The sequence below is a fragment of the Calothrix anomala FACHB-343 genome (assembly GCF_014696435.1).
GTDB lineage: Bacteria > Cyanobacteriota > Cyanobacteriia > Cyanobacteriales > Nostocaceae > Aulosira > Aulosira anomala_A.
Genome location: NZ_JACJQG010000066.1, coordinates 19159 through 33043 on the forward strand (window position 1 = coordinate 19159; position 13885 = coordinate 33043).

A 13885-nucleotide genomic window follows, 5' to 3' on the forward strand; every position below is an offset into this window, starting at 1 on the left:
CTAATAAGCAAAAATTGATGAGTAACTTACTTGCACTATCCCACACTTATAAGACCCATTTTTTAACCCCCTTCTGCCTCCTGCCTTATTCCTAAAATAAACATATATGAATAACACTGCTGCAATTTTTTATAAAAAAGATGGTTACGATACCTCTGGAAACAGACTGCTAGGGCGTCAAGCTGCGGGTGAAGGTTTCCTCAAGGCTCTAGTACAACATGGAACAGCCGATTTCCTTTATTGTTACACTTCTAGCCAAGGGGAATTTATGGAATTTTGCGATCGCATTAAACCTTGGATGAAACGTCGGCGTCAAGTTACCTGGCTACCCAGCAACAATCATCAAGTACTCGCACAAGCTGGAACTATCTATCATCCAGATCCTATCCTCTCTTCTCTGGCTTGGGCGCGAAGATTTGATAATCAACGGGGTTATAGTATCTGCGGTGTCACCCATACAATTGCAAGTATGGGCGTGATGGATGGTATTGGTGATGCACTCATCGCCCCGGTTCAGCCTTGGGATGCTATTATTTGCACATCTATGGCAGTAAAAAATGCTGTCGATCGTCTTTTTGATACATGGGCTGAATATTTAGCCCAACGCATCGGTGCTAAACCACAAATTAATCTTCAACTACCAGTGATTCCTTTGGGTGTTGATTGCGATACTTTTGATCATGGTGAAAATACAGAGAATATCAGGCGCGGTTTACGTCAAGCCCTTGGTATTCCTCAAGATGAGATTGTAGTGTTGTTTGTTGGGCGATTGTGCTTTTATGCCAAAGCCCACCCTGTACCGATGTATTTAGCCTTAGAAAAAGCCGCCCAAGCCACCAATACTAAAATGAATTTTGTCTTGGCTGGCTGGTTTGAAGATGAGAAAGAGAAAGTTGGTATTATCCAAAGTGCGCAAACTTTTTGTCCCTCAGTTAATTGTATTTTTGTCGATGGGCGCAAACCAGAAATCCGCGCGGGGATTTGGTCGGCGGCTGATATTTTTATCTCTTTAGTAGATAATATTCAAGAAACATTTGGACTCACGCCAATTGAAGCGATGGCTGCGGGTTTACCTGTAATTGTCTCCGATTGGGATGGTTATCAAGAATCTGTGCGCCATGAAATTGACGGTTTGAGAATTCCTACATTCATGCCTCAACCAGGGTTAAGTTTAGATTTAGCCGCAGATTATCACAATAATACTTTAAATTACAGCACCTATATAGCTCATTCATCAATGGTAGTGGCAGTAGATATAGATGCAGCTGCTAACGCAGTTATACAATTAATTACTCAGCCGGAATTAAGAAAGCGTCTGGGCGAGAATGGGAGAAAACGCGCCAGAGAAACCTACGATTGGTCAGTGGTTATCGCCGCTTATGAAAATTTATGGCAAGAATTAGCAGAAATTCGCGCCACTGCACCAATGTCTGTACCATTACAACCAAGTAGCCCACCCATACCTTTATGTGACGATCCCTTTAGATTATTTGCCCATTACACCAGTAACACACCCAGCCCAGATTTAGTATTAGGATTGGGGGCGATGGGTACACCAGAAAATCTCCAACGAATTCGGCAAAATTGGATTACTAATTTTGGTGCAGACAGAAGAAACACCAATTCAACTATAGATGCAATCTTAAATGCGATCGCTCAAAATGGCACAGTCTCAATTGACACCATCCTCAATTCCCATCGCGATGTTCCAGTTGAGCAATTAACCCGTACATTGCTGTATTTACTTAAGTTTGATGTGCTGCGTATTAATTCCTAGTCAGGGCTGAGGATAAATTACAGCGATTTTCAGGTAAATAGACCACACTGTAGGGGCACGGCACCAGTAAGATGATTGTATATACGAGAAGATTGTGGATGCCGTGCCCCTACCATCTGTCGCATTCTTGTTTCAAATTGGTATCAATTGTTGATGCGATACCTTACAGGGTATTGCATGACTAATGACAATACAGTTTTCTGCACATTTAGATACAGGATATTGCGGGTATCGGTACTAAAAGTTGTATCTATGTTTGCATAAAAGCTGAAGGACTAATTTCTTTATTTTTTTTATTCTGTTAATTGTTAAAGATTTTAATTTCCACGATATAAGCATAAATTTTGAGCCAATATGCAGCCGAAAAATATTGGCTAAATCTAGTCGCAAACTCAAAAATTAATTGCTGATTATCGTTCTCAAAAGGGGGATGAGATGTCTATTTTTGTTGGCTCTACAAGTGGTGTAACTCAAACTAATTCAATTTATGTAAATAGTTTACTATGGGGTAGTCGTTGGAGAATTGAAAACGACAATAGAAAGCTGACTTACTCTTTTGTTGATAATAAATCCTGGGACTATCCTTTATACAATGCTGAAGTCACAGCTTATACTAATGCTTTAAAAGCTTGGGCTAATGTGGCAAATTTTCAGCTTGAGTATTCTGGTTTTAACGATGGTAATGCAGAACTAACTCTTCATAGTGCTGATTCTTATGCTTTTGGTTCTTATGGCGTACTAGGTATGGCTATGCCACCAGGAGAATCTTCCAATCTGTTTGGCGAAGGAGATGTTTTAATTAACTGGGAAGCTTATCAAGCTAATCCTGATGCGGCTCTTGTAGTTGGTGGCTATGGCTACTATACTTTTGTCCATGAAATTGGTCATGCATTAGGATTAGCTCATCCCCACGATCATGGCGGAAATTCTTCTGTTTTTCCTGGTGTTGATGGCCCTGAAGATTTTGGCGATTTGAATCTCAATCAGTTTTTAACGACAGTTATGTCTTATGTTGTTATTGACAGCCCTTATTCGCCTGGGTATGAGACAAATTGGGGATATGCTGCGGGGCCGATGGCTTTTGATATTGCTGCTATTCAACATATTTATGGTATAAATCGCAATTACAATACTGGTAATAATGTCTACTATCTTCCAACCTATAATAATCAGGTGGGCACTTACTGGTCTTGTATTTGGGATGCAGGCGGAACAGATACAATTTCTGGTCAAGGGGCAACAAATTCGGTCATTATCAACTTAAACAATGCGACTTTGGCAAATAATGACCCCAATGCTGGCGGCTTTATTAGCCAAGTAGTTGGTATTAAAGGCGGATTTACAATTGCTAATTCTCAGGGTGGTATCAGTGTCATTGAAAATGCTATTGGCAGCAACTACAATGATACGCTTACGGGAAATCAGTACAATAATTATCTTTTTGGTGACGGTGGAAACGATCTGATCGATGGAGGCGCTGGTAATGACAGCCTCAATGGTGGTAGTGGCAACGATACTATTTATGGTGGGGCAGGGAATGATACCCTCAATGGTGGTAGTGGTACTAACACGCTTTATGGTGGTACTGGCAACGATCGCTATATTTTTAGTAGCGATAATTACATCACTATTTATGAATATGTTGGTGAAGGTGTAGATACTGTTGAGTCGGCTTATAGTTTTAATTTAGGGCCAGCAGAGCTAGAAAACCTGGTTTTGACGGGTACAGCAGCAATTAACGGCACTGGTAACAATCTGAATAATAATATTACAGGTAACAGTGCTAATAATAATCTTACTGGTGGGGCTGGTAATGATATTCTCGTGGGTGGTGGGGGTAATGATACTCTGACTGGTGGCACGGGTGGCGATCGCTTTACTTTCAATTCTTCTAGCCCAGGTCTTGATAGAATTACTGATTTTAGCGTAGTTGATGATACAATTGTGGTGTCGGCGGCTGGGTTTGGTGGCGGGTTAGTTGCTGGTGCAGCGATCGCGGCTAGTCAATTTGTTATCGGTTCTGCAGCGACGACAAGCAGTCACAGATTTATCTACGATCGCAATAATGGTGGTTTGTTCTTCGATCGAGATGGTACAGGAGCGATCGCTAAAATTCAATTTGCTACCCTCAATACCGGGCTGTCTTTAACTAATGCAGATATTTTCGTGACGGCTTAATGCTGGCTAAAGATTGCAGATGACAAAAGCGTGAATTACTGAAGATGTTGTGGGCGCAACCAAGATGATGGTTGTGCCTTTACTTATATATAGCTGTTGACTGTTGACTGTTGACTGTTGACTGTTGTACGGGCGGGTTCACAGATATCCTCACTGATTCATGAAAATCTCCCATAAACCCGCCCCTACTGACTGTTGAGTGTTGACTGTTGAGTGTTGACTGTTGACAGCCTTGAAAGGATTTTGTCTTAGCTTGATGTCCTCATCTATCTGGCTACGGCTATCCTTGATATCGTTTGCGGTACAGGTTTGCACTTTTGTGCATAGGTTAAATATCGCTCTTTGATTAAAATATGCAGATACAGCAAAATGCGGCGTTGCTGAGTACAGATAATTTGCTGAAATAGGCTGTAACTCATCGATTTTACGTCAATTATAGAAACCTATGCCCAAAATATGCTATTTGTAAATGTGAGAGAATCTGAAATTTATGGACAGTTACCAGTGAATACACAGCTGGGTATTCTTGTTGTTGATGACCATCAATTAATTTTGACGGGTACCCTGGATGTATTAAAAAGAGAGTATCCCGAAGCTAAGATTATGAAAGCGCAGACGGGAATTGAGACGCTTTCACAATTGAAATCTCATCAGCCCTTTGCGTTAATTATGATGGATTTATCGATTCCTTATCAGCCAGGGGAAACCGCAGAAATTGATACGGGAATTAAGCTGTTGCAAACTTTGCTCAAAGAATATCCAGAGCAAAATTTCATGGTGCAAACTAGTTATGTTAAAGCCTTAATCCGCATCAAACATGAAATAGATAATCATCAAGGTGGATTTGCGATCGCAGATAAAGGATTACCAGAAGCAGAAATGCTGATGCGAGTTAATTTAGCACTTCAAGGGGCGACGCACACTAAAGAAATTAAAACCGCAATTGAACTCAAACCCGAATGGTTGGAGGTGTTGCGCTTGGCTTTTGAAGAGAGTTTGATTGATAAAGCTATCTCTGAGAAAATGCATAAGTCAGAAAGAGCCGTGAGAACTTACTGGACGAAGATTCAGGATGTTTTGGGGGTATATCCTGAAGATTGCAAGCAAAGCGGCAAGAATATGCGCATTCTTACCGAAATTCGTGCCCGTGAAGCTGGTCTAATTGATTAATCAAAAGACGATTCAAGGGCAAGTAAAATGAAAAGGAGAATCTGGAATCGCATTCGCCAAGAATTTGGTTTGTGGTCGTTAGCTGCACCTCCGGGGATTATTGTATTAATAGTGATGATATTCATCCGCCTACTTGGGGGAATGCAGTCTTGGGAATGGATGCTTCTCGATACAATGTTGCGTTTGCGTCCCCAAGAACAGCCTGATGAACGTATAGTTATTGTGGGGATTGATGAAAAAGATATTGAATGGGTAAAACAATATCCGGTTCCTGATGTCAAAATTGCAGAGTTACTCAGCAAGCTGGAAACTTATCAACCCCTCGCTATTGGCTTAGATATCTTTAAAAATGTACCTGTAGAACCTGGCGCTCAACAATTAGCTCAGATATTACGCACAAATTCGCAAATTATTGGCATTGAAAAAATTTTACCACCTGAAGAAACTGCACCACCTCCAAGTCTGCCACAAGAACGGGTGGGATTTGTCGATTTACCTCACGATCAAGATGGTAAAAATCGCCGCTATTTGTTGTATACAGCCAATCCTAAAAATCCTGAAGACGAAGATAAATATTCTTTGGCTTTGCAGTTAGTTATTAAGTATTTAGATGCCAAAAAAATTTCATTAGACACGGGAATTCGTGACCCTAATACTATCATGATTCGGGGTGTAGAATTACCGCGAATTCACAAGAATTTTGGTAGCTATGTTGGGGTTGATGATGGGGGATTGTATATTGTAATGAATTTTCGCAATAATCCTCAGCCTTTTACTGTAGTGTCGCTGCGTGATGTGATTTCTGGGAAGGTTGATGGCGAATTATTGCGCGATCGCATTATCTTAGTAGGCAACCGCAATCTAAGCGCAGGTGATATATTTTATACATCTGCCTTGCCAAAAGTCAAATTGAGCGGTCAAATTTATGGCATTGACTATCACGCCCATGTAATTAGTCAAATTTTGAGTACTGTAATTGATCAGCGCCCAATGTTACATACTTGGGATGATGCTGGGGAGTATGCATGGATAGTTATTTGGGGTTTTCTACCCCTAGTTATCGGCAGAATTACGCAATCTGCATGGAAAAATCTGCTCAGTGTCGGGTTAGCAATATTTTGTCTGTTGAGCTTTGGCTATCTGATGTTATCGGTGTGGGGGATATGGATTCCCATTGTCCCGAATTTGCTGATATTAGTGATAAATGGGCTAGGGTTGAGTGCTTTTGCGTTTTACCAACACGATCAATTCTTGCGATCGCAAATTAGCGAACGTCAAAATACTATCCAGCATACTTTTACTGTCATTCATAACGGCCCTTTGCAAACCCTCGCCTATGGTTTAAAGCATATACGAGCGCGGGATATTCCCTACGAACAATTAATTGCGCAATTTGAAAAACTGGATAAAGAAATTCGCGAATTGGGTGAATTTCTCAAACTGGAAGCTTTAACAAAAGAAGAAATTTTACGTTTAGGTAGCGGTGTGATTTTGGAATTAAACCGCCCATTACATGATTTATTATATGAAGTCTATTCTAGCACCCTAGAGCGCAATGATTTTGAATATTTTCAAACTTTAAAAGTAAAAGTCCGCAATTTTGACCCAATTGATGATAAGTATTTAAGTAGAGAAGATAAACGAGGAATATGTTTATTTCTAGAAGAGGCTTTATGTAATGTGGGTAAACATGCCCAAGGAGTGAAGCGGGTACAAGCATCGGGTATTTATAGCGAAAATACATATAAATTATCGGTGAAAGATAACGGTTGTGGAATTCAATCGAAGAGAGAAAGTAAAGGCACAAAAAATTTTAAAATTCTGGCGAAACAATTAGGGGGAGAATTTCACCGCGAGTCAATTTCCCCTCGCGGTACTCTCTGCGAATTGAGTTGGAAACTGAGCCAGAATAATTCGTAATTACATCCTATATTAAAGGTATTAGTGATTAATTTTTCAGTAATTGTAAGATTATTATTAATAATGTTTGAATATCAAGTTGAGGCTGGTAAGATTTTTACAAGTTAAAGATAGCTATAAAATCAAGAGCATTTACTATGAGTCATCAATATTTTGCGTTTTGGCGAAATAGCTACAGACTAACAAGCTTGGTTGTAGGCTGGATTTTTCTCATGACTGCATTACCAGCATTTGCTCAATTTAAACCGCGCGATCGCAAACCAGCTAGCGGATATACTAGTGCGGGTGGTTCCCGTGGTTGTTCTAGTTCTAATAGCGGAATTCCCCTGACACAACTTGCGCCGCAAACATTTATTGGCAAAACTACAGCTACGCGCCCCATGTTAGCTTGGTATATGTCTAGCAATCAAAATGTGCGTTTTCGGCTGTTTGAACTTGAGTCAAAAGACAACCCCAAAATCATTGGCACAGTTAAAGAAATACCCGCTACTGTAGGAATTAACAAACTCAAACTTCCCCTTGATTATCCTGAACTAACGGTAGGTAAAATCTATTTATGGCAAATCGCTATTGACTGCGACAATGACACCATAATTAGCCATGCAGAATTTACCGTTGTCAATCCGCCAGAATTTACCAAAAAACAATTTACTAGCATTCCCGAAAGCGTAAATTATTATGCTGAACGCGAACTATGGTATGAAGCAATGGAAGAAGCAATTAAAGCGAATAATCATGGTAACTTAGGCACAATAGGCGCAAGTTTAGTCAAAGATTTGGCAGAGTCGGAAATGCTGATAGGTAACGAAGCAAACAAAGAAAATATTCAGCAACGCATCGAAAATCTGCAAAAAATTGCGAGCGATCGCTCAAGATGAATCAATTCAAAATTCAAAATTCAAAATTCAAAATTAAAGACAGCCACCCACAAGGGGTGGGGTTTCTACCTACCTTGGGAAACAAGGATTCTTTCGCCCACTAGGGGCGAGGTTTTGAACCTAGCTTTTTCCTATAAAATAGTTATAGCGATTTCAACAAAGAATACAACGCCTGTAGGGGCATGGCAATGCCATGCCCTCTAGAATATCTGGAAGAGAAAGTGATAGATTCGCGCTTAGGAGGGTTTAGCAGTGCTAAACCCCTACATTGGGTATTTTAGATATAACAAGGCGACTTTAAAGCCAATTACCGATCGCAATTGTAGCAGCCCAATAAGCCGGATGCTCATATAGGGGATTTAAACCCTGTTTTTTTGCATCAATCATTCTGATTTGGGCTGTTTGTAATGCTTGGGCAATAGTCATACCAGCATTGCGGTAGTTGGTGTAAAATGCTTTCACTAGTTCTGATGTGGATTGATCGTTGACATTCCATAAAGAAGCGATCGCACTTTTTACCCCTACTTGTAAGGCTACTCCTGCTAATCCTAGTGTAGCTCGGTCGTCGCCAACTGCGGTTTGACAGGCTGTTAATGCTAAAAGTTCGACGCTATCGGGTTTACTGTTGAGGTTGCGCAGAGCAGTTTCTAATTGACTGATGGTCAGTTTTTTGTTGTTACCTGTGACTATAAAGGTATCTTCGGGAATGATACCAAATTGCGCGTGACTGGCGATGTGAACAATTGGATATGTACTTTTTTCGAGTGTTTGTTGAAACTTCTCCGGAACAAAATTTTCATTAACTAAAGGTTGGCTTTGCGGAAAGATATTTTGTATGGTGCTGATTTCATCGTTTACAGCAGTTAGTTTCGCAAAGGTTTTACCTTCTATTGTTGCTGTTTCGGTGACACCCAAAATTAATGCTTTTTGGAGACTGCGATCGCGTAACTTGGGCGTTGTTAGTCGTAAACTGGGAGTTGTAGCTACTGCATAGGTTTGGACTAAATATTGTTTGTTTTCTCTGTTATAAAGTGCAGCCATTGGTACGCTGCGCAAAAATCCATCCTGAATAAATACCAAAGTTGTCACTTTATTTAGTTCCAGATCCGCCACAAAGGGGCGAATTATCCAATCATAAAGCTGTGCGGCAATTGTTGGATCGTAATTAATATCTTCTTTTCTTAATAATCCTTGGCGAAATTCAGCGATTTTTTGTTGTAGAGTAGCACTGCTTACTATTTTATCCGTACCTGGTTGATTGGGGTCTTTAATCCAGTTAAATTTGGTTGGACGATCGGGTAATTGTAATAATATGCCAGTTTTATCTTCTAAAATTATCGAACTTAAAAATGCTGTATTTTTAAAAGCTGCACTATTTTCCTGTAACAGTTCTCCTACTTGTTGAGGATTTAACCCGCTTAAAATGCAATCATTGCCAAAATAATTTTGTAATTCAGCTAATTTTAAAGCATCAACAGTTTTCACGACTGCGGATAATTCATTGGCGCGCTTTTCGTCTGCTATTGCCCCAACTCCTAGCAATTCTAGCCGCGATTGTGCTAATTTCTGATATAAAGGACGAACAACATCACGAAAATCAAATTGTACATCCCGTTCGGCTGTTAACAAATCCTCGCGGATATCTTCTAGAATATCAAATGCCCGTTGATAAGCCTCGATCGCCGCTTCTGAATTATCTAGTTTATCGAAAATTCTCCCAGCTTGCCACTCCCACAAATATAAGCTATCTTTAGCGTTTAATTTATTATCTGCGGCAATGATTGCTGCTTGAGTATATTTTAAGGCTGTCTTTAGTTTAGTTTTATCTAATGTTTTGGCATTATTAGCTTGACATTCCCAATAATGTCCTGAAGCACCGTTAGCATAGGAAATTAGGCGATTATCTTGTAAATTTTCGCTCGCTAATACAGATTTTTTGAGTAAATCTACTACAATTTCATCGGCTAAAAAGCGCTGAGGACAAGCAGTAAAAAGAGTAGTTCCTTGACTATCGCGCTGTAAATAAGCGAGTTCAATTCCGCCATAAACTTTAGTATTCGAATCCGGTACAGTTTCTAAAACTTGCAAAGCTGCTGTGACATTTTGATTAAATTCATCATCTTGCAAGACTTTATTTTGATTGCTTTGGGAACCCAACTGAATTAAATTTAATAATCCCCTTATTTCTCCGATAAATTGTTGGCGATCGCGGGCATTTTTTACACTTGCTTGAAAATATTCTTTGGCTTGATGATAATCGCTAATAGATTGCTGTGCTAATTCTTTTTCTTTGCTAATAATTCCGGCTTTCTTAGCAGAATCGGCTTGTAAATCTCGCAATTGAGCGCGACTATTATAAACATTACCCAAACTATTTAAAATTAAAAAATCTTCAGGAGCAATTTTTTGTCCGGCTTGTAAATATTTAATTGCTTGCTCATAATTTCCCGTCAGACGATATGCTTCACCAAGAATCCCCAAAGCTGCTACCTGCGCAATTTTATCATTATATTTACTAGCAATTTGGCTAGCACTTTCAGGAATACAGCTAATTTCCTGATTTTTGGGTTTTTCGTAGCTTGGTAATTTCTCTATTAGATTGCCACATAACAGCGCGATCGCTTTGCGAGGCTGTCCCAAATTGTTGTAAACTTGAGCAAGTTCCGACTTCATCCGCCCGACTTGCTGTATATTTTCTACTCTACCATAGTCTTGAATTGCAGCTGTGAAGGATGCGATCGCCGCCGCATTTTCTCCTATTTGTTGATAAGCCCGCCCTAAATTTTCCTGAATTACCGCCGTAACTGTGGGATTGTTTTTATCTTCATTAATTGCTTGTTTCCAACTTTCAATTGCTTTGGTAAAATTCCCCCCATGATATGCTTTAATTCCTTGTTCAACCAATAAATTTACATTGGGAGTTTGTGCTGCTACCAGTTGTCCCCAAAGTAAACAAATAACTAGGGATAATAAAAATAATCCTTTATTTAATCGCTGTCGATGTAATTTCAGTTTCGGCTGGATGCAAAAATCAATTATCCCTGGAAATAACTGAGAAAACTTATGCAATATCTGCATATAGCACCTGACAGAGAGTATAATTTTCTAATGTTTGTTATTTAAGTTACCAGAAATCAACGATAAAAACTGCAATTTACCAAATTTTGCAGAAAACTGCAATCTGAGAATCAGAAATCTGCAACTATCTATACATAAATGGTGAATGCATTTTCAATTTTTGTCGCGTAATCTGAGTATTAAAGTCAAGGTTAATAAATTACAGCCACAAAACAAGTCAATTTATCAACAATGACTGCTGCATGTTTTCTAAATTATAGCTAAATTCAAGTGAGAGGTTAACTATGTTGTCTCAATTTCTGCGCAATACCTTAATCGCTGCCACTTTTACTTTACCATTCTTCCCCTTCCCTAACCAAACTGCCCTCGCCGGAGATAGACGCGATTTCATCGTTTACAACAATAACGAATTAGAAATTACTAGATTATATGTATCTTCACAACTATCTGAATATTGGGGACGGAATATTCTAGACTCCGATATTGTCAGTGGAACCTATGAAAGCGTGACATTTAACAATAACAGCAATCAGTGCGTCTATGATATCAAAGCTATTTATAGCGATGGTAGTTATGATGTTGGGCGGACTAATCTTTGCGATACATATACAGTAACTTTCTATGGTCACGGAGGCGACCATAAATAGTAGTATTGCCAACTTGGAACTTGATGATTTGCATCTTTATGCAATCATCAAGTAGATTATCAGAATATTGTAAAATTTTTATCAAATCGACATACATAACATAATACACTTCAGTCAGGTCGAAATCAAATTCAGGCTATGATTGGTCATTAGTAAATTATTTTTATGGTGGTAAATGCCGCACTATAAGCTGTTGTTTATTTAATTTGTGTATTAGACGCGGGCAAGATGCCCGCACTACAATAATTTTGCGTTTTCGTGTTACACAATTTAGCTGCACATCAGCTTATCTAGGTTTTGTACTTATATGGCAAAAATTAAATAGGAATTTTTTATCTATTTTGTAAAAAGATTGGCAAAATCAAAATGTAATTTAATCGAAATACATATTGAGCCTTAATTGTCAATTAATATGTCTAATTTTTATAAATATAAATAAATTAATTACATAAAATAATGGGTGTCTACTGGCGATTGCAAAAGCTTTTTTTCATGTTACTTACCTGCATCAGCATAACTCCAATTGCTGTATTTGCTCAATCTACACCACCATCTGGCGTCACAATTCCCCCTAATACACCAGAGAAAGTAGATGAAACTATTCCCCTACCATCCCCCACACCAAACCCTGCGTTACCAACACCCCAACAGAATATTCCCATACTTCCATCACCTCCCCAAGAAAATTTACCTAACACAACTTTTCCCAGTGACGAAAAATTTTTGGTTAAAGAAATTAGAATTATCGGCGCTACTGTCTTACAAAAAGAGATTAATGAATTAAAACAGCCCTTAGAAAATCAACAAATTACCTTTGCGCAATTATTGCAACTGCGATCGCAAATTACTAAACTCTATATTGATAACGGCTATATCACCAGTGGCGCATTTATTCCCAACAATCAAGATATAGCTAGCGGTATCGTGCAAATCCAAGTAGTAGAAGGGGAACTCGAAGATATTGCGATTACAGGGTTGCAAAGATTACAACCAGGATATGTGCGATCGCGAATTGCTAGATTTGCAGGTACGCCCTTAAACCAAAAAAAATTAGAACAAGCATTACAATTATTACAAATCGATCCCGTAATTGAACGAATCAATGCTGAGTTAACCGCCGGAAGTTCCCCAGCTAGCAATATTTTACAGGTGAAAATCACCGAAGCACCAGCATTTCACGCCGGGGTTAGCTTTAGCAATAACCAATCACCTAGCGTCGGTTCCGAACAAGGTAGTATTTTTATTGCCCATGATAATTTATTGGGGTTTGGCGATCAATTCAATGCTGAATATGCGCTGACGGAAGGTTTAGATACTTTCAATATTAGTTACGCCATTCCCTTTAACGCTTTAGATGGGACTTTGGGTATCCGCTACAGTAACAGTGGTAGCAGAATTATTGACAGCGAATTTCGCGATTTAGATATTCGTAGCGAGGCGCAAACCCTAGCTGTGAATATCCGTCAACCTCTCATCCGCACTCCTAACAGCGAATTTGCTCTCGGTTTAGCTTTAGATTTACGCCGCAGTCAAACCTATATACTTAATGATATTCCCTTTTCCTTTACCGAAGGCCCGGAAGATGGGAGATCCAGAGTTACAGTCATTCGCTTTTCGCAAGACTGGCTACAACGTAATCCTAACAGTGTTTTAGCCGCGCGATCGCAATTTAGTTTTGGCATTGATGCATTTAATTCCACAGTTAATAATAGCGGTACAGATGGGCGTTTTTTCGCCTGGATCGGACAATTTCAATGGGTACAACGTTTATCACCCCGCATCTTAATGCTGACAAAAATTAACGCCCAACTCACCCCCGATTCCCTACTTTCCCTAGAAAAACTTAGCCTTGGAGGTGCAGATACAGTACGCGGTTATCGTCAAAATCAACTTGTCGCTGACAATGGCGTAGCAGGAGGGATAGAAGTCCGAATTCCCCTAGCAGCTAATGTAGAAACGCTACAGTTAATTCCATTTTTTGATATTGGCACAGTTTGGAACAATCGCGCTAGCAACCCCGATCCTCAAACCATTGCTAGTGTAGGATTAGGTATAAATTGGCAACCTGTTAGGGGTTTAGTATTACGTGCCGACTATGGTATACCATTGATTGAAAAGAGCGATCGCGGTACTTCTTTACAAGATAATGGCTTTAATTTTTCCCTGCGCTATCAACCGATTTCATGGTGATAGCTCAGTAACCACAGTCAAGAGTCAATAGTCAATAGTCAATAGTC

9 protein-coding genes are annotated in these 13885 nt (G+C 39.4%); 7 read left to right on the forward strand and 2 right to left on the reverse strand.

Translation table 11 applies throughout. From position 1 onward, the window contains the following. Nucleotides 1-106 precede the first annotated feature (106 nt). Together H6G08_RS28765 and H6G08_RS28770 are read left to right on the forward strand one after the other, a co-directional pair. Nucleotides 107-1777: a glycosyltransferase family 4 protein gene (locus tag H6G08_RS28765; protein ID WP_190549341.1), complete on the forward strand. Its 1671-nt coding sequence runs from the start codon at nucleotides 107-109 to the stop codon at nucleotides 1775-1777. Between the two features lie 435 nt (nucleotides 1778-2212). After that, nucleotides 2213-3955 carry a matrixin family metalloprotease gene (locus tag H6G08_RS28770; RefSeq protein WP_190549343.1) on the forward strand — a complete coding sequence of 581 codons (1743 nt, stop codon included), beginning with the start codon at nucleotides 2213-2215 and terminating at the stop codon, nucleotides 3953-3955. Between the two features lie 266 nt (nucleotides 3956-4221). Here H6G08_RS28770 and H6G08_RS28775 read toward each other — a convergent pair whose 3' ends face one another. Beyond that, nucleotides 4222-4374, reverse strand: a complete 153-nt coding sequence (locus tag H6G08_RS28775; RefSeq protein WP_190549345.1) for a hypothetical protein — start codon at nucleotides 4372-4374, stop codon at nucleotides 4222-4224. Between the two features lie 37 nt (nucleotides 4375-4411). Between H6G08_RS28775 and H6G08_RS28780 the strand changes: the two genes are divergently transcribed. The 3 genes from H6G08_RS28780 to H6G08_RS28790 all read left to right on the forward strand — a co-directional run bounded on the left by H6G08_RS28780 (nucleotide 4412) and on the right by H6G08_RS28790 (nucleotide 7923). Continuing rightward, nucleotides 4412-5125, forward strand: a complete 714-nt coding sequence (locus H6G08_RS28780; protein ID WP_096641852.1) for a response regulator — start codon at nucleotides 4412-4414, stop codon at nucleotides 5123-5125. 27 nt (nucleotides 5126-5152) lie between these two features. Then, nucleotides 5153-7045 carry a sensor histidine kinase gene (locus H6G08_RS28785; RefSeq protein ID WP_190549346.1) on the forward strand — a complete coding sequence of 631 codons (1893 nt, stop codon included), beginning with the start codon at nucleotides 5153-5155 and terminating at the stop codon, nucleotides 7043-7045. Nucleotides 7046-7182: 137 nt separating this feature from the next. Then, a complete protein-coding gene (locus H6G08_RS28790; protein ID WP_190549348.1) occupies nucleotides 7183-7923 on the forward strand; it encodes a DUF928 domain-containing protein in 741 nt (246 codons plus the stop codon). 297 nt (nucleotides 7924-8220) lie between these two features. Here the strand turns inward: H6G08_RS28790 and H6G08_RS28795 are convergent, their stop codons facing one another. Then, entirely contained in the window at nucleotides 8221-11001 is a 2781-nt protein-coding gene (locus tag H6G08_RS28795; RefSeq protein WP_190549350.1) for a CHAT domain-containing protein, read from the reverse strand. A 284-nt stretch (nucleotides 11002-11285) separates the two neighbouring features. On the opposite strand from H6G08_RS28795, the gene H6G08_RS28800 reads away from it, so the two are divergent. Together H6G08_RS28800 and H6G08_RS28805 are read left to right on the forward strand one after the other, a co-directional pair. After that, nucleotides 11286-11648 (forward strand): hypothetical protein, encoded by a 363-nt coding sequence (locus H6G08_RS28800; protein WP_190549352.1) that lies wholly within the window; start codon nucleotides 11286-11288, stop codon nucleotides 11646-11648. A 456-nt stretch (nucleotides 11649-12104) separates the two neighbouring features. Then, the gene (locus H6G08_RS28805) at nucleotides 12105-13838 is read left to right on the forward strand and encodes a ShlB/FhaC/HecB family hemolysin secretion/activation protein (RefSeq protein WP_190549354.1); all 1734 of its coding nucleotides are present in this window, start codon (nucleotides 12105-12107) and stop codon (nucleotides 13836-13838) included. Nucleotides 13839-13885 lie beyond the last annotated feature (47 nt).